At 66.3% G+C, this 15,279-nt stretch carries 16 protein-coding genes; 8 read left to right on the forward strand and 8 right to left on the reverse strand.

Features of this window, described 5'->3' with window-relative positions:
- Position 1: 1 nt before the first annotated feature.
- From CLD20_RS10810 to CLD20_RS10845, 8 genes are all read right to left on the reverse strand, one after another.
- Positions 2–805, reverse strand: a complete 804-nt coding sequence (locus CLD20_RS10810) for an ABC transporter permease (protein ID WP_224406635.1) — start codon at positions 803–805, stop codon at positions 2–4.
- Entirely contained in the window at positions 798–1,619 is an 822-nt protein-coding gene (locus CLD20_RS10815) for an ABC transporter permease (RefSeq protein ID WP_224406636.1), read from the reverse strand. Before CLD20_RS10815 ends, CLD20_RS10810 begins: the two co-directional genes overlap by 8 nt.
- 103 nt (positions 1,620–1,722) lie before the next feature.
- Positions 1,723–2,766, reverse strand: a complete 1,044-nt coding sequence (locus CLD20_RS10820) for an ABC transporter substrate-binding protein (RefSeq protein ID WP_224406637.1) — start codon at positions 2,764–2,766, stop codon at positions 1,723–1,725.
- A 63-nt stretch (positions 2,767–2,829) separates the two neighbouring features.
- Positions 2,830–3,303 carry a DUF3830 family protein gene (locus tag CLD20_RS10825; protein ID WP_224406638.1) on the reverse strand — a complete coding sequence of 158 codons (474 nt, stop codon included), beginning with the start codon at positions 3,301–3,303 and terminating at the stop codon, positions 2,830–2,832.
- Positions 3,304–3,534: 231 nt separating this feature from the next.
- Positions 3,535–4,800, reverse strand: a complete 1,266-nt coding sequence (locus CLD20_RS10830) for an FAD-binding oxidoreductase (protein ID WP_224406639.1) — start codon at positions 4,798–4,800, stop codon at positions 3,535–3,537.
- A gap of 23 nt (positions 4,801–4,823) precedes the next feature.
- On the reverse strand, positions 4,824–5,555 hold the full coding sequence (locus CLD20_RS10835) for an amino acid ABC transporter ATP-binding protein (protein ID WP_224406640.1): 732 nt from the start codon (positions 5,553–5,555) through the stop codon (positions 4,824–4,826).
- A complete protein-coding gene (locus CLD20_RS10840) occupies positions 5,552–6,208 on the reverse strand; it encodes an amino acid ABC transporter permease (protein ID WP_224406641.1) in 657 nt (218 codons plus the stop codon). Before CLD20_RS10840 ends, CLD20_RS10835 begins: the two co-directional genes overlap by 4 nt.
- A 138-nt stretch (positions 6,209–6,346) precedes the next feature.
- The gene (locus CLD20_RS10845) at positions 6,347–7,090 is read right to left on the reverse strand and encodes a substrate-binding periplasmic protein (RefSeq protein ID WP_370636861.1); all 744 of its coding nucleotides are present in this window, start codon (positions 7,088–7,090) and stop codon (positions 6,347–6,349) included.
- Positions 7,091–7,366: 276 nt separating this feature from the next.
- Here CLD20_RS10845 and CLD20_RS10850 point away from each other — a divergent pair, with 276 nt between their 5' ends.
- The 8 genes from CLD20_RS10850 to CLD20_RS10885 all read left to right on the forward strand — a co-directional run bounded on the left by CLD20_RS10850 (position 7,367) and on the right by CLD20_RS10885 (position 15,277).
- A complete protein-coding gene (locus CLD20_RS10850; RefSeq protein WP_224406642.1) occupies positions 7,367–7,987 on the forward strand; it encodes a helix-turn-helix domain-containing protein in 621 nt (206 codons plus the stop codon).
- Between the two features lie 143 nt (positions 7,988–8,130).
- The gene (locus tag CLD20_RS10855) at positions 8,131–8,745 is read left to right on the forward strand and encodes a ribonuclease D (RefSeq protein ID WP_224406643.1); all 615 of its coding nucleotides are present in this window, start codon (positions 8,131–8,133) and stop codon (positions 8,743–8,745) included.
- Between the two features lie 83 nt (positions 8,746–8,828).
- Positions 8,829–9,563, forward strand: coding sequence for an LPS export ABC transporter periplasmic protein LptC (lptC, locus tag CLD20_RS10860; RefSeq protein WP_224406644.1), 735 nt, complete (start codon positions 8,829–8,831; stop codon positions 9,561–9,563).
- On the forward strand, positions 9,560–10,195 hold the full coding sequence (locus CLD20_RS10865; protein ID WP_224406645.1) for an LptA/OstA family protein: 636 nt from the start codon (positions 9,560–9,562) through the stop codon (positions 10,193–10,195). The genes lptC and CLD20_RS10865 overlap by 4 nt, the downstream gene beginning before the upstream one ends.
- Positions 10,196–10,200: 5 nt before the next feature.
- Complete coding sequence (gene lptB, locus CLD20_RS10870) at positions 10,201–11,091, forward strand: LPS export ABC transporter ATP-binding protein (protein WP_224406646.1); 891 nt, start codon at positions 10,201–10,203, stop codon at positions 11,089–11,091.
- Positions 11,092–11,205: 114 nt separating this feature from the next.
- A complete protein-coding gene (gene rpoN, locus CLD20_RS10875) occupies positions 11,206–12,699 on the forward strand; it encodes an RNA polymerase factor sigma-54 (RefSeq protein WP_224406647.1) in 1,494 nt (497 codons plus the stop codon).
- A 108-nt stretch (positions 12,700–12,807) separates the two neighbouring features.
- Positions 12,808–14,124: a xylose isomerase gene (xylA, locus tag CLD20_RS10880; RefSeq protein ID WP_224406648.1), complete on the forward strand. Its 1,317-nt coding sequence runs from the start codon at positions 12,808–12,810 to the stop codon at positions 14,122–14,124.
- Between the two features lie 97 nt (positions 14,125–14,221).
- Positions 14,222–15,277 carry a sugar phosphate isomerase/epimerase gene (locus CLD20_RS10885; RefSeq protein WP_224406649.1) on the forward strand — a complete coding sequence of 352 codons (1,056 nt, stop codon included), beginning with the start codon at positions 14,222–14,224 and terminating at the stop codon, positions 15,275–15,277.
- Positions 15,278–15,279 lie beyond the last annotated feature (2 nt).

Here is a 15,279-nt window from a genome sequence, read left to right on the forward strand (position 1 = left end):
GTCAGGTGCTCGAGAAACGTTGCAGGCCGAGGATCCGGTCGATCACGAAGATCAGGCAGACCGTCAGGCCGATCATGATGGTGGAGACCGCCGCCACGGACGGGTCGGGGCTGAATTCCAGCTGCCCGTAGATCTGCACCGGCAGCGTCGTCAGGCCCGGCCGGCGCAGGAACAGCGACAGCACGGCCTCGTCGAAGGAGATGTTGAAGGCGAAGAAGGCGCCGGCGGCAAGCCCCGGCAGGCATTGCGGCAGCACGACGAGGAGGAGCCGCTGCACCCGGTTCGCCCCCATCGTCTGGGCCGCCTCTTCCAGGAACGGGTCGGATTCGGAAAGCACCGCCAGCGTCGTGCGCACCACATAGGGGAGGGTGATGACGGTATGGCCGATCCACAGCGTCAGCACCGAGACGGGGCCGACGAGGGCGCTCCACACCATCAGCATGCCGATGGCGTAGATGATCGTCGGCAGGACGAGCGGCGACAGGAAGAAGATCGACAGGAAGCCCGAGCCCGGCAGCTTGCGCCGATGGATGCCGATCGCCGCCATCGCCCCGATGAGGCTCGCCGAGAGCGTCACGAGGACGGCGACCTGAAGGCTGATCCAGGCCGAGGAGAGATAGGCGTCCGAGGAGAGCACCTCGCGGTACCAGCGCAGCGAAAGGCCCGCCGGCGGGAAGGCGATGAACTGGCTTTGCGACAGCGACACCCCGACGACGACGATCAGTGGGGCAAGGAGGAGGATCCCCGTCAGGATGACGAAGCCGACCGCCGAGATTTTGAGCCAGCGCGGGATGGCCCTAACCATTCCGCGCTCCCGTCAGCCTGGCATAGGGGATGAGGATGAGGAGCACGCCGACGAAGAGGATCGTCGCCTGCGCCGCCGCGAAGGGCCAGTCCAGCGTCTGCGTCACCTGCCGGTAGATCGAGGTGGCGAGCATCTGGATGCGAGAGCCGCCGAGAAGGTTCGGCGTCACGAAAGAGCTCGCCGAAAGCGTGAAGACGAGGAGCGAGCCGGCGACGATGCCGGGCAGGGCGAGCGGCAGCACCACGGTGCGGATGGTCTTCAGGAAGGAGCATCCCATGGTGCGGGCGGCTTCCTCCAGCCGCGGATCGAGGCGGGTGAGGATGCCGAGGATGGAGAGCGTCATGAAGGGCAGGAGCACCTGCACCATGCCGATGACGATCGCCGCCTCGGTATGCATGAGCGAGAAGTTGCGCCCGGCAAGGCCGAGGTCGCGCAGGATATCCGGCACGAGGCCCGAGCGGCCGAGGAGCACCATCCAGCCGAAGGTCCTGACGACGACGCTGGTCATCAGCGGCAGGATGACGAGAAGTACCAGCCACAGCCGGATGCGCGGGCCGACATGCGCCATGATGTAGGCGAAGGGAAAGCCGATGGCCGCGCAGATCGCCGTGATGACGATGGAGAGCCGGATCGTCCGCCAGAGGACTCCGAGATAGTAGCTGTCGGTCAGGAAGCGCGAGAAATGCGCCAGGGTGAAGCCGTTCTCGCCCTCTACCGAGAGCACCAGCATCTGCCCGATCGGCACCAGGAAGGCGAGCGCCAGGAGCAGAAGGCCCGGCAGGACCAGCACGAGGTTCTCGGTGCGATCGCTCATCGCCTGCGCTCTTTCATTCTCCGGCCCCGGGGTGGCGGCAAGGGAAAGGGGGCCGGGGCAAGGGAAGGGGGCGGCGCCGCAAGGCCCCGCCCCGCTCCGGGGTTCAGCGGGCGATCGCCCGGTTCCACTGGTCGACCCAGTCGGAACGGTTGGCTTCGATCACCTGCGGGTCGAAACGGATGAGGCCCTTCACCGCGTCCTCGCCGTAGACCATGTTCGCCGCGACCTCGTCGGAAAGCTCGACCTTGGAATTGGTCGGCGAGTAGCGCAGCTCGTTGGCGAAGCACGCTTCCGCTTCCTTGGAGATCGTCATGTCGATGAACTTCATGGCGAGGTCCTGGTTCGGACGGCCGGCGACGAGGTTCGCCGTGATGAAGCTTGCCGGCGTGCCTTCCTCGCCCTGCACGAACTTCGCCGGCAGACCGGCCTTTTCGAGCGTATAGGCGTAGTCGGAGGCGTAGGCGGCGATCCAGGCGTCGTTCTGGGCGAATTCCTGCTGGATCTCCGGCGAGGTGGAGACGACGACCGCGCCGCGGCCGAGAAGCGTCTTCACCGCCTCGAGACCCGGCTCGATGTCTTCAAGGCTGCCGCCCTCGGCCTGGTTCAGCATCAAGAAGCCCAGCATGCCGTAGCCGTTGGAGATGTCGGTCAGGACGATGTGGTCGGCATAGGCCTCGTCCATCAGGTCCTTCCAGCTCGTCGGGGCCTTCGGCGCTTTCTCCGAGTTGTAGAGAAGGCCGATGGCGGCGATCGAATAGGCCGGGCCTTCGCCCTCCGCGACGTTCTTCTTGGCGAAGTCGTAGAGGTCGGCAAGGTTCGGCACCTTGGCCGGATCGAGCGGCGACAGCAGGCCTTCCTTGGCGCCGACGATCTCCTGGCCGCCGGAGAAGTGGATCACGTCGAACTGCGGCGCGTCCTTCTGGGCACGCAGCTGCGCGAAGGCGTCGGCCGAATAGGCGGTGACGATCTGCACGCTCGCGCCGGTCTCCTTCTCGAACGGATCGATGACGCATTTGCGGTGGGCGGTCTCGTAGGCGCCGCCGAAGGAATTGATGGTGATGGTCTCGGCCGCGAGCACGGTCGTCGAGACCAGAGCGCAGGCGGCAGTGGCCGTCAGCGAGGCCGTAAGTGTGGCAAGAAGCTTCATGGTTCCCCTCCAATCGCATTGGACAACAGGGCGTGTGCGACGGGGCCGCCGCGCACGCGGCATTTAACTCTTCCGGCCGAGCTCGACCGTCTTGATGCCTTCCTTGCGGATCAGGCGGCATTGCTCGGCGACTTTCTCCAGCCCTTCGTTCATGCGGCCGAAATAGGTGCACGGGATCCAGCCCGTCGGGCCGAAAGTGCGCCCGCCGGCGGCGTAGAACATGCCGATTTCCCAGAACTCGTCCGGGTCGATCTTGAAGAAGTTCTTCGGCTGGTAGAACCAGAGCAGCTCGCCGGGCTCCGGCAGGATCGTCTGGTTTTCCGGCGGCAGGCTCGTCGGATCGAAATTCTGGGCTTCCTTGGGAAGCCCCATCATGATCTCCGGTCCCGAAAAGATGGCGTGGCTCGTGGTGACGGTGATCGGCGCCGAAAGGGCGCCCCACAGGGCCTCGCAGGTCTTCGGAGCCGTCTCCCAATAAAGATCGATGATCCCCTCGACGCCCGCTTCGACGAATTTCAGATAGAGCTTACGGTTCATTCCCGCCCCTTCGTTGCAGAGGAGGCGATCATCGGCATGGCGCGGGCTCTCGTCCAATTGCAATTGCGGATCAATTCAATCAGGAATTTTGATCGCTACCCGTCGCTCCGATTCCCGCGTCTCAAGCTTGTTCCAGCGCAGGACCCCGATAGCCTTGGTTGATCGCCACCGGTGACGCGGCCGGCCTTTCGCCCGCCCGTCAGCTCTCCGCCCCGTCAGCTCTCCGCCCCGTCAGCTCTCCAGCGCGTCGCGCAGCCGGTAGTAGGAGATCATGGCCGAGGCATAGATCGGATGCAGGCCGTGCACCGGCATCGGGTCGATCTCGGTCAGCTTCAGGGGCAGGGGGCTTGTGCGATCGAGGAGATGCGCGCCGATGGCCTGGCCGAGCGCGCTCGCCAGTGCCACGCCCCGGCCGTTATAGCCGAGCGCCATGGTGAGGTTCTCGAAAGGCTGATGGATGTGCGGCAGGTGATCCCGCGTCATCGCTACCCGGCCGGCCCAGAAATAGTCGAGCGCGAGCTCGCGCGTCTGCGGAAAGAAGCGGTGCATCGCGGCGATGATCCGCCGGTAATCCGCCGGCGCCTCGGGCTCCGAAAAGCTGCCGCGCCCGCCCATCATCAGCCGGCCCCCCGGGCCGATGCGGAAATAGTTGGTGATGCGCCGGCTGTCGGAGACCACCATGCGTTCGGGCAGGATTTCTGCAAGAAGCGCCTCCGGCAGCGGCACCGTCGCCACCTGGATGCTGTTGGCCGGGATCACCGTCGCCTTCAGCTTCGGCCAGAGCGGGCCGGTGTAGCCGTTGGTCGCCACGATCGCTTCGCGGGCCTCAAGGCTCGCGCCGCTCGCAAGGGAGATCGTCCAACCCTCTGGCGAGCGCTTCAGCGCGCTCGCCTCGCTGTCGCCGTAGATCTTCGCCCCCGCGGCGATCGCCGCTTGCGCTAGGCCGCGCGCATAGGAAAGCGGATGCAGGCTGCCGGCGCGCCCGTCGAGCCAGCCGCCTGCGAAGCTCTGGCTGCCCGTCCTCGCCGCCATTTGCGCCGCGTCGAGCATTTCCACTGGCGCGCCGCGTGCCTGCCACTGGCGCATGCGGCCTTCGAGCGTCGGCAGGTGCGATGTCTTCAGCGAGGCCTGGATCCAGCCCTTGCGCATGGGCTCGCAGGCGATGGCGTGCTTTTCGATCAATCCGAAGGTCGTCTCCGCCGTGCGCCCGGCGAAATCGGTCGTCGCCTCGCCATAGAGCCGGTCGAGCGTATCGGGATCGTATTTGAGGCCCGGGATCACCTGGCCGCCATTGCGTCCGCTCGCCCCGAAGCCGGGCGCGTGGCTGTCGACGACGGTGACCTCGGCGCCGCCCTCGGCGAGCTTCAGCGCCGCCGACAGCCCGGTGAAGCCCGCGCCGATGATGGCGACGTCGGCGCGGTTCGCGCCGCGAAGGGGAGGCGTTTCCGGCGCCGGCACGGCGGTGGCGGCCCAGAGCGAGGGAACGGGATGAGGCATCGGGCGATCCGCAAGAGGGGTTTCTAGACGGGATGGGTGACGCGCCGCAGGAAATCCTGCGTGCGCTCGTTCTTCGGCTGGCGCAGCACCTCGCCGGCCGGCCCCTCCTCCACGATGCGGCCGCCGTCGAGGAAGAGGACGCTGTCGGCCACTTCGCGCGCGAAGAGGATCTCGTGGGTGACGACGAGCATGGTCATGTGCTCTTCGGCGAGTGCCCGCATCACCTGCAGCACCTCGCCGACCATTTCCGGGTCGAGCGCTGAGGTCGGCTCGTCGAAGAGGATCGCTTCCGGCTCCATGGCGAGGGCGCGGGCGATGGCGACCCGCTGCTGCTGGCCGCCGGAAAGGGCGCTCGGATAGGCGTCGAGCTTGTCTTCGAGCCCGACCCGCACGAGCAGCTGCTCCGCCTTCTGCCGGGCGCTCGCCTGCTCCTGCTTCAGGACATAGCGCGGCCCTTCCATGACGTTTTCGATCGCCGTCCTGTGCGGGAAGAGGTTGAAGCGCTGAAAGACCATGGAGACGCGCGTGCGGATGTCGTGGATCCGCGGCGAGGCGACGTCGACCCTCTCGCCGTCGACGCTGATCTGCCCGCTCTGGTAGGTTTCCAGCCCGTTGATGCAGCGCAGCAGCGTCGACTTGCCCGAACCCGACGGGCCGATCAGGCAGACCACCTGGCCCTTGTCGATCTCCGCGTCGACGCCCTTCAGCACCTCGTGGTCGCCGAAGGATTTGTGCACGTCCTCGAGCTTGATCATTTCGCGCTTCCCATGGCGACTTCGACCCGCCGCATGGCGAAGTTGAGCGGGATCGTCAGGCACAGATAGAGAAGGGCGACGAGCGTGAAGACTGTCATGTTGTCGAAGGTGGATGAGGCGAGCATCTTGCCCTGCATGGTGAGCTCGGCCACCGAGATGACCGAGACCTGCGAGGAATCCTTCAAGAGCATGACCATGTTGTTGGCATAGGGCGGCACCACGATCCGGAAGGCCTGCGGCAGCACCACCCGGCGCATCATCATCGGCGTCTTCATGCCGATGGATTTCGCCGCCTCGACCTGGCCCTTGTCGACCGCCTCGATGCCGGCACGGAAGGTCTCGCCGATATAGCAGGAATAGGTGAGGGCGAGCCCAACCACGCCTGCCTGGAACGCGGTGAGGTCGAGGCCGAATTCCGGCATCACGAAGTAGATGTAGAAGAGAACGACGAGGATCGGCACGCCGCGCACGAATTCCACGAAGATGCGCGTCGCCAGCGCCAGCCAGCGGATGCCCGAGGTGCGGAAGAGTGCCCAGATCAGGCCGAGCAGGGTGGCGAGCCCGAGCGACAGGAGGGTGACCGCGATCGTCAGCCAGACTCCCTTGAGGAGGATCGGCAGGTAGACGCCGGCGCTGGCGATGAAATCCGTCATGTGGAGCCCTTGCTGGCAGGGAGCCCGCCGGAGCGCCTCCTCTTCAGGCCGCCGTCAGGTTGCGGCGGCCCGGTTCTCAAGCGCGCCAGAGGACGCGGGGTCCGGCGCGCTCGCGAGCGCGCCGGCGGAAGCGGGGTCTCAGAGACCGTACTTGGCGAAAATCGCCTCGAGCTCGCCGCTCTCCTTCAGCTTGGCGATCGAGGCGTTCACCTTTTCCAGGAGAGCGCCGTTCTCCTTGGCGACGGCCAGCGCCACCTCGCCGGACTTCAGCGGCTTGTAGCCCTCCACCAGGCGGACGCCGAGCTCCGGCTTCTGGGCGATCTGATAGGCGACGATCGGCTTGTCGCCGAAGCCTGCCTTGATGCGGCCGAGCTTCACGTCGCGCATGATGTCGGCGATGGAATCGTAGAGCTTCACCTCGCCGAACGTGCCGAGTGCCTGCAGATTGTCGGCGAACGTCGTGCCGATCTGCGCCCCCACGGTCGCGCCCTTCAGGTCGTCGATCGTGTAGTTATTGGCATCGTCGGCGGCGACGAACATGGCATCGCCATAGGCGTAGACGGGGGTGGAGAAGTCGACCACCTTCTTGCGCTCGTCGGTCGCGAACATGCCCGCGGAGATGAGGTCGATCTTGCCGCTGGAGAGCGCCGGGATGAGGGCGGAGAAGGCCACGACCTGGAACTCGGCGTCCATGCCGTTGTCGGCGGCAATCGCCTTGGCGAGATCGACCATGGCCCCGGTGGGCGCCTGGCTGGAGGTGTCGACGAAGGTGAAGGGCACGCCCGTGGTGGTGACGCCGACCTTGACGGAATCGGCCAGGGCAGGCGTTGCGAAGGCGATCGCAAGGCCGAAGGCGAGCGAGGCGAAGCGTTTCATGCTCATGAAATTCCCCTTATTGCGGGGCCTGTCGCCGACGGTCGGCGCCTCGACCTGCCTCGCTATTGCTGAAATCACGCATGGATCAGGCGTGCACATTTCACTATCATGAAATTATGACTTGGCGCAACGCCGCCGCCGTGACTCCTCTGGCCCCGATGATGCAGGGGGATTTCGGGGAATTTCGGCGGTATCCAGAAGCCTTTGCCGCGTGGCGCAGCTTTCACTTCTGGCGAGAATCCGATAGAAGTTCATCCATATGAAAATCAGCGACAGGCAATCATGAAGCCTCAGGCCTCCCCTTCTCTCGTCAGCGCCCGCTTCGGCGCCGAGGCGCATGAGGACGATCGCTCGCTCGGCTTTGCCGTGCGCGAGGCGCGCCAGGCGCGCGGCCTTTCGCTGAAGCAGGTCGCCGACGGGGCCAGCATCTCGGTCGGCCTGTTGAGCCAGATCGAGCGCGGCATCTCTTCGCCCTCCGTGCGTGCGCTGCGCTCCATCTGCGGGGTTCTGGAGGTGCCGGTGCTCGCCCTCTTCGGCGAGCTGGAGGCGAGCGCCGAGAAGGAGGCGAAGCGCATCGTGCGGGCGGGTCAGCGCCGCCAGGTGGATTTCGGCGCCAAGGGCATGGTGAAGGCATTTCTCAATCCGAGCGACGAGGGCGCCCTGCAGGTGATGGAGATCGTCCTCCAGGCGAACGGCGGATCCGGGGAAGAAGCTTACAGCCACGAGGGGGAGGAATGCGGCGTCGTCCTCGAAGGTAGGCTCGAACTCTTCGTCGATGGCAGCGTCTATCGTCTCGGCGAGGGTGACGCCTTCACCTTCGAGAGCCGTCTGCCGCACAAGTTCCGCAATCTCGCCGACGGAACCACCCGCGTCCTGTGGATCACCACGCCGCCTGTCTGGTAGGGTTCTTTCGCTGCGGGGGTGCCCCGGCCCGCCTGTGATCGGCGAGGCTTCCTCACGCCCCGGCGGGTCCGCTGACGGGCCCGGCAGGCATTGTCCGGCTCGCCGGATCGTGTCAGGAGCCTTCTCACAGAGAAAGGCCCGCCATGACGATCCGCTTCCACGAGGGCGATTTGCCCGATCTTTCCCTCTACGGCGATGTGGTCGCCGTCGATACCGAGACGATGGGACTGCGGCCCGGCCGCGACCGGCTCTGCGTCGTGCAGCTCTCGCCGGGCGACGGCACCGCCGACGTGGTGCGTATCGCCGCGGGCCAGCGCCAGGCGCCGAACCTCGTCGCGCTCCTGTCGGATCCCGCCCGTATCAAGGTCTTTCACTATGCGCGCTTCGATGTCGCCGCGCTGCGCAACGGCCTTGGCGTCGTCACGACGCCCGTCTGGTGCACCAAGATCGCCTCCAAGCTGGTGCGCACCTATACCGACCGGCACGGCCTGAAGGATCTCGCCCGCGAGCTTCTTGGCCTGGAGCTCTCCAAGCAGCAGCAGAGTTCGGACTGGGGCGCGGACGAGCTGAGCGAGGCGCAGCTCCAGTATGCCGCGGCGGACGTGCTCTATCTGCACGCCATGCGCACCGAGCTCATCAAGCGTCTGGAGCGGGAGGGCCGGCTGAAGCTTGCCGAGGCCTGCTTCCGCTTCGTGCCGGTGCGTTCGGAGCTTGATTTGCTTGGCTGGGAAGATGGCGATATCTTTGCGCACGCCTGAAAAACATCGGGTGGTGGCGCATCGCCCAAAAAACACCATCTTGACAGGGGATACGGGGGCATCCCGCCGGGAAGAGGGTTGAGATGATGCTGGTCGCGACACCGGCGGACATGGGGCCGCCGGAGCAATTCGCTTTCGACCGTGTGAGAACGCGCACGGCCGCGTACCGTGCTGCGCGCCGTCATTCCCTCTTTGTACGGGTGCTGCGCTTCGCCCTTCCCGTCACGGGTTTTGCCGCGCTTGCCGGCATGGTCTATCTCGGCCAGCTCTCTCCGGGCGAGCAGTTCGACCTTTCCATCGCCAAGACGACGATCGCCAAGAACGCCATCATCATGGACAATCCGAAGCTCACCGGCTTCGACCGCTTCGAGCGTGAATTCCGCCTGGAGGCGGATCGGGCGATCCAGAAATTCGCCACGCCCGACGCCGTGACGCTGGAGAACATCGTCGCCTATATCACCGCGCCGGGCCGCGGCCCGGTCGAGATAGAGGCGCGCAACGCCGATTTCGACAATGCCGCCGGCGCCCTCGTCCTCGACGGCGATGTCAACGTCGATTCCACCGACGGCTACGGCATGCTGCTGCACGACGCCAAGATCGACACCAAGAACTCCACCTTGTCTTCGCCGAACCCGGTCGTCGTCACCTATCGCGACAGCCGCACCACCGGCGACACGATCGGCGCGACCGAAGGCGGCAGGCATATCGTCATCGAGGGCAATGTCCGCACGCATCTGATGCCGCCCAACCGCGACAAGGCCGGAAACGAAAAGCCGGCCGGCGGCGCCGAAGACCAGCGAGCGGCAGCATCCCATTGAAGCCCCCATTTTCGCGGGCGGTCATCCCGGCGCTCGCCCTCCTTATTTTCCTCGCGGCCGGCCTCGGCCTTTCGGCGCCCGCGCTTGCGCAGGGCTTCGGCGAGGCTTTCGGCGGCTTTTCCTCCTCTTCCGATGATCCGATCCTCGTGGAGGCGGACCGGCTTGAAGTGCGCGACGAGGAAAAGATCGCCATCTACAGCGGCAACGTGAAGGTCCGTCAGGCCGAGACCGTCATGCAGACGGCCAAGCTCATCGTCCACTACACCGGCAACGACGAGAACGGCGGCGCGGCGAGCGGCGGCGAGCCGAAGAGCGGCGCCGCTGCGGGCGCCGGCTCCGGTCTGGTCGGCGGGCCCGGTTCCTCCATCACCATCATCGAGGCCGAAGGCGGCGTCAGGGTCAACACCGAGGACAAGACCGCCACCGGCGACCGTGCCGTCTTTGACATGAAGACGGAGATCGTCACTCTTTACGGCAATGTCGTCCTCACCCAGGGCGACAATGTCCTGCGCGGCGAGCGGCTCGTGGTGAATCTGAAGACGAAGAAGGCGGACATGCAGGGCGGGCGCGTGCAGACGATCATCGCGCCCAATTCCAACCCGCCGGGTTCCGAGACGGCGCCCGGGCAGTAGCGGGCATGCTGATGCGCAACGACCAGCCCGCGCGTGAGGAGGCCGGCCGCACGCCGCGCCGTCGCCGCTCGTTCCTGGCGCGCCTCGCCTTCGGCGGCAAGGGCGGCGGCCGCGATCCGGGCTATGGCGAGGAGGCCGCGCCCGCGGCCGGCAGCGCTCCGGTCCCCGGTGCCGAAGGCTGGCTCGTCGCCACCGGCCTGCAGAAATCCTTCAAGGGCCGCAAGGTCGTCAAGGACGTCTCCCTCGCCGTCCGCCAGGGCGAATCCGTCGGCCTTCTCGGCCCGAACGGCGCCGGCAAGACCACCGTCTTCTACATGATCACCGGCCTCATCCGCGCCGAGGGCGGGCGCATCGAGCTGGAGGGCCACGACATCACCCGCCTGCCGATGTACCAGCGCGCGCGCCTCGGCATCGGCTACCTGCCGCAGGAGGCCTCCATTTTCCGGGGCCTCTCGGTGGAGGACAACATCCTCGCCATCCTCGAAGTGGTCGAGCCGAACCGCAAAAAGCGCAAGGCCGAGCTCGACAGCCTCCTAGAAGAGTTTCACATCACGCATCTGCGCAAGTCGCCGGCGCTCGCCCTTTCGGGCGGCGAAAGGCGGCGCTGCGAGATCGCCCGGGCGCTGGCGAGCCGGCCGGCCTTCATGCTGCTCGACGAGCCCTTCGCCGGCATCGACCCGATCGCCGTCGGCGACATCCAGGCCCTCGTGCGCCATCTGACGGCGCGCGGCATCGGCGTCCTCATCACCGATCACAATGTCCGCGAGACGCTCGGCCTCATCGACCGCGCCTACATCATCCATTCCGGAGAGGTGCTGACCGAGGGCTCGCCCGACGATATCGTCGGCAATCCCGAAGTGCGGCGAGTTTACTTGGGCGAGAACTTCCGTCTTTAACCGTTCCCAAAAGCCGACTAAGCTCCTCTAGCAAGGAACGGGCCAGTCTGCGCGCGAAGGCTGTTCGCACGCGGCCAAGGATAAGGCCCGACGGGGTATTCGGGGCGTTGTGGGATGGTTCTTTCGGCGAGACTTCAGCTCAAGCAGTCGCAATCGCTCGTCATCACGCCGCAGTTGATGCAGGCGATCCGCCTCCTGCAGATGTCCGCCCCGGAACTGGAAGACTTCATCGACCGCGAGATCGAGCAGAACCCGCTCCTGTCGCGCGGGGAGGAGCCGGGCGAAGGCGCCGCCGATGGCGAGGCGCCCCTTCTTTCTCGCTCTTCCTCCGCCGAGACCGAAATCTCGGCCGCCCCGCCTTCCGATCCCGCCGCCAGCGAGACCGATGCCCCCCGCGAGGATCTCTTCCCGGGTGAGGACAGGAGCGCCGCGCCGCTTCCCGACGCCAGGATCGGCGCCGGCGGGCGCGATTTTTCCGAGCTTCCCGACGAGGACAGCTACGTCGCCTCGCCGCCGACGCTGCTGGCGCTCCTCGAAGGCCAGATCGATACCGCCTTTCCGCAGGGGCCGGACCGGCTGATCGCCCTGACCCTGCTCGGCGAGATCGACGAGGCGGGCTATCTGCGCACCTCGCTCGAGGCGATCGCCGTCACCCTCCAGGTGGCGGTGGAGGATGTCGCCCGCGTTCTGGAGCGGTGCCACCTTTTCGAGCCCGCCGGCGTCTTCGCCCGCTCTCTGAAGGAGTGCCTGCGCCTGCAGCTCGTGGAGCTGAACCGCTTCGATCCGGCCATGGAAGCGCTGCTGGAGAACCTGGAGCTCCTCGCCGAGGGCCGCCTCGACCTTCTCCTCGGCCGCTGCGGCGTCGACCGGGAGGACCTTTCGGAGATGATTTCGGAGCTCAAGGCTCTCGATCCCAAGCCCGGCCTGCGCTTTGCGAGCGACCCGGTGGCGCTGCTGGTGCCCGATATCATCGTCCGCGCCGGGCCGGACGGCGCCTGGCTGGTCGACCTCAACGACGCGGTGCTGCCGCGCCTCCTGATCGACCGCTCCTACCATGCCGAGGTCTCCGCCCATCTGAGCCGCGCCCGCGATGCCGGCGCAGAGAAATTCCTCTCCGACTGCCTGCAGAAGGCGACCTGGCTGGAAAAGAGCCTCGACCAGCGCGCCCGCACGCTGCTCGCCGTGGCGAGCGAGATCGTCCGCTGGCAGGACGGCTTCCTGCATGACGGCGGCGCCTATCTGCGCCCGCTGACGCTGAGGATGGTGGCCGACGAGATCGGCATGCACGAATCGACCGTGAGTCGTGCCGTCGCCAACAAGGCGATGACGACGCCGCGCGGCATCTTCCCGCTGAAGGCCTTCTTCTCCGTCGCGCTTGCCGCCACGGATGGCGGCGAGTCGCATTCGGCCGAGGCCGTGCGCCAGCGCATTCGCGTCCTTGTCGCCGGCGAGGCCGAGCGCGTCCTCTCTGACGACCAGATCGTCACGATCCTCAAGGAGGAGGGCGTCGTGATCGCCCGGCGCACCGTCGCCAAGTACAGGGAAGCCATGGGCATTCCCTCCTCGGTCGATCGCCGCCGCCTGCAGCGCCGCAAGCTTGCCTCGTAAGGCGGGTGCAGTAGGTTCTTCCTCCGAAGACGGTCGGGCGCCGGTTCGTGCCGGCACCTGCCGAAATGAGATGAGCGGGCGAAGCTGAGCGGCCCGCCGGAGGAAGCCATGCCCGAAGAGTTCTTCTCCATCGCCGAGCCGGTCCGCTACGAGGGGCCGGAGACGGACCGGACCCTCGCCTTCCGCTGGTATGATCCCGACCGCATGGTGCTCGGCAGGCGCATGGAGGAGCATCTGCGCTTCGCCGTCTGCTACTGGCACTCCTTCACCTGGCCGGGTGGCGATCCCTTCGGCGGCCAGACCCTGCTGCGCCCCTGGTTCGGCGACACCATGGAGAAGGCGCGCCTCAAGGCCGATGTCGCCTTCGAGATGTTTCGCCTTCTCGGCGTGCCCTTCTTCACCTTCCATGATCGCGATATTGCGCCCGAGGCCGAGAGCCTGGCCGAATCCAACCGCAACGTCCGCGAGATCGCCGATCTCTTCGGCAAGAAAATGGAGAGCGCCAGCGTCCGCCTTCTCTGGGGCACGGCGAACCTCTTTTCCAACCGCCGCTATATGGCGGGCGCCGCCACCAATCCGGATCCGGAGGTCTTCGCCTATGCCGCCGGCCAGGTGAAGAACGCCCTGGAGGTCACCCACGAGCTCGGCGGCGCCAACTACGTCCTGTGGGGCGGGCGCGAAGGCTATGAGACGCTGCTCAACACCGACCTCAAGCGCGAATTGAACCAGCTCGGCCGCTTCCTTTCGATGGTCGTCGAGCACAAGGAGAAGATCGGCTTCAAGGGCACGATCCTGATCGAGCCGAAGCCGCAGGAGCCGACCAAGCACCAGTACGATTTCGACGTCGGCACCATCTACGGCATGCTCCAGGCCTTCGGCCTTGAGGACAGGGTGAAGATCAACATCGAGCAGAACCACGCCATTCTGGCCGGCCATTCCTTCGAGCACGAGATCGCGCTCGCGGCGGCGCTGGGCATCTTCGGCTCCATCGACATCAACCGCGGCGACTACCAGTCCGGCTGGGATACGGACCAGTTCGCCATGAACGTGCCGGAAATGGCGCTGGCCCTCTATGAGATCCTGAAGGCGGGCGGCTTCACCACCGGCGGCCTCAATTTCGATGCCAAGATCCGCCGCCAGTCGATCGATCCGGACGACCTTCTGATCGCCCATATCGGCTCCATGGACGCCATCGCCCGCGCGCTTCTGGCGGCCGCCGACATGATGGAGAAGGGCGACCTCAAATCCTTCGTCGAGGAGCGCTATTCCGGCTGGGAGAGCGATTTCGGGCGCTCGATCCTCGGCGGCGGCGAGAGCCTGGAAAGCCTCGCCGCGCAGGTCGCGGAAAAAGACCTCCGTCCGCAGCCGAAGTCGGGAAAGCAGGAATTTCTGGAGATGCTCGTCGACCGCCATCTCGGCGTCTAGGTCGGGCGACGATCTGCCAGAGGCGCGGCCCCGCCAGAAGGGCCGCCCGAACCGAAGCGCCGCCGGGCGCGACAACGGGAATGGGAAGGAGCCATCCATGAAGACCATGAAGGGGCCGGGGATTTTTCTCGCCCAGTTCGGCGGCGACGAAGCGCCGTTCAACTCCCTCAAATCCATCGCGCAATGGGCGGCCGGCCTCGGCTACAAGGGCGTCCAGATTCCCACCTGGGATGCGCGCCTCTTCGATCTCGCCAGGGCCGCGGAATCGAAGGATTACTGCGACGAGGTGACGGGCATCTGCCGCGAGGCCGGTGTGGAGATCACCGATCTTTCCACCCATCTGCAGGGCCAGCTCGTCGCCGTGCATCCGGCCTATGACGAGGTCTTCGACGGCTTTGCCGCCCCCGAGGTGCGGGGCAACCCGAAGGCCCGCCAGGAATGGGCGGTCGACCAGATGATGAAGGCCGCGAAAGCCTCGAAGAACATGGGCTTTGCCTCCCATGTCTCCTTTCCCGGCTCGCTCGCCTTTCCCTATCTCTATCCCTGGCCGCAGCGCCCCGCCGGCCTGATCGACACCGCCTTCACGGAGCTGGCGAAGCGCTGGAAGCCGATCCTCGACGCCTTTGACGAGGCCGGCTGCTCGGTCGGCTACGAGATCCATCCCGGCGAGGACGTCTTCGACGGCATCACCTTCGAGATGTTCCTGGAGGCGCTCGGCGGCCATCCGCGTTGCTGCATCAACTACGATCCCTCCCATTTCGTCCTGCAGCAGCTCGATTACGTCGAGTTCATCGACATCTATCACGAGCGCATCGTCGCCTTTCACGTGAAGGACGCCGAGTTCAATCCGACGGGCCGCCAGGGCGTCTATTCGGGCTACCAGCCCTGGCTGAAGCGGGCCGGCCGGTTCCGCTCGCTCGGCGACGGCCAGGTCGACTTCGCCGCCATTTTCTCCAAGCTCGCCGAATACGATTATGCCTCCTGGGCGGTGCTGGAATGGGAATGCGCCATCAAGTCGGCAGAGCAGGGGGCGGCCGAGGGCGCACCGTTCATCGCGGGCCATATCATCGAGGTGACCGAGAAGGCCTTCGACGATTTCGCCTCCGGCGGCACCGACGAGGCGGCCAACCGGCGCATGCTGGGCATCGGCTAATC

This window comes from Afifella sp. IM 167 (assembly GCF_020144925.1).
In the GTDB taxonomy this organism is placed as follows: domain Bacteria; phylum Pseudomonadota; class Alphaproteobacteria; order Rhizobiales; family Afifellaceae; genus Afifella.

What these genes read in the sequence shown, in the direction of transcription:
- CLD20_RS10810 (WP_224406635.1), bottom strand. Translation starts at nt 805, where the DNA reads ATGGTTAGGGCCATCCCGCGCTGGCTCAAAATCTCGGCGGTCGGCTTC.
- CLD20_RS10815 (WP_224406636.1), bottom strand. Translation starts at nt 1,619, where the DNA reads ATGAGCGATCGCACCGAGAACCTCGTGCTGGTCCTGCCGGGCCTTCTG.
- CLD20_RS10820 (WP_224406637.1), bottom strand. Translation starts at nt 2,766, where the DNA reads ATGAAGCTTCTTGCCACACTTACGGCCTCGCTGACGGCCACTGCCGCC.
- CLD20_RS10825 (WP_224406638.1), bottom strand. Translation starts at nt 3,303, where the DNA reads ATGAACCGTAAGCTCTATCTGAAATTCGTCGAAGCGGGCGTCGAGGGG.
- CLD20_RS10830 (WP_224406639.1), bottom strand. Translation starts at nt 4,800, where the DNA reads ATGCCTCATCCCGTTCCCTCGCTCTGGGCCGCCACCGCCGTGCCGGCG.
- CLD20_RS10835 (WP_224406640.1), bottom strand. Translation starts at nt 5,555, where the DNA reads ATGATCAAGCTCGAGGACGTGCACAAATCCTTCGGCGACCACGAGGTG.
- CLD20_RS10840 (WP_224406641.1), bottom strand. Translation starts at nt 6,208, where the DNA reads ATGACGGATTTCATCGCCAGCGCCGGCGTCTACCTGCCGATCCTCCTC.
- CLD20_RS10845 (WP_370636861.1), bottom strand. Translation starts at nt 7,090, where the DNA reads ATGAGCATGAAACGCTTCGCCTCGCTCGCCTTCGGCCTTGCGATCGCC.
- CLD20_RS10850 (WP_224406642.1), top strand. Translation starts at nt 7,367, where the DNA reads ATGAAGCCTCAGGCCTCCCCTTCTCTCGTCAGCGCCCGCTTCGGCGCC.
- CLD20_RS10855 (WP_224406643.1), top strand. Translation starts at nt 8,131, where the DNA reads ATGACGATCCGCTTCCACGAGGGCGATTTGCCCGATCTTTCCCTCTAC.
- lptC (WP_224406644.1), top strand. Translation starts at nt 8,829, where the DNA reads ATGATGCTGGTCGCGACACCGGCGGACATGGGGCCGCCGGAGCAATTC.
- lptB (WP_224406646.1), top strand. Translation starts at nt 10,201, where the DNA reads ATGCTGATGCGCAACGACCAGCCCGCGCGTGAGGAGGCCGGCCGCACG.
- rpoN (WP_224406647.1), top strand. Translation starts at nt 11,206, where the DNA reads ATGGTTCTTTCGGCGAGACTTCAGCTCAAGCAGTCGCAATCGCTCGTC.
- xylA (WP_224406648.1), top strand. Translation starts at nt 12,808, where the DNA reads ATGCCCGAAGAGTTCTTCTCCATCGCCGAGCCGGTCCGCTACGAGGGG.
- CLD20_RS10885 (WP_224406649.1), top strand. Translation starts at nt 14,222, where the DNA reads ATGAAGACCATGAAGGGGCCGGGGATTTTTCTCGCCCAGTTCGGCGGC.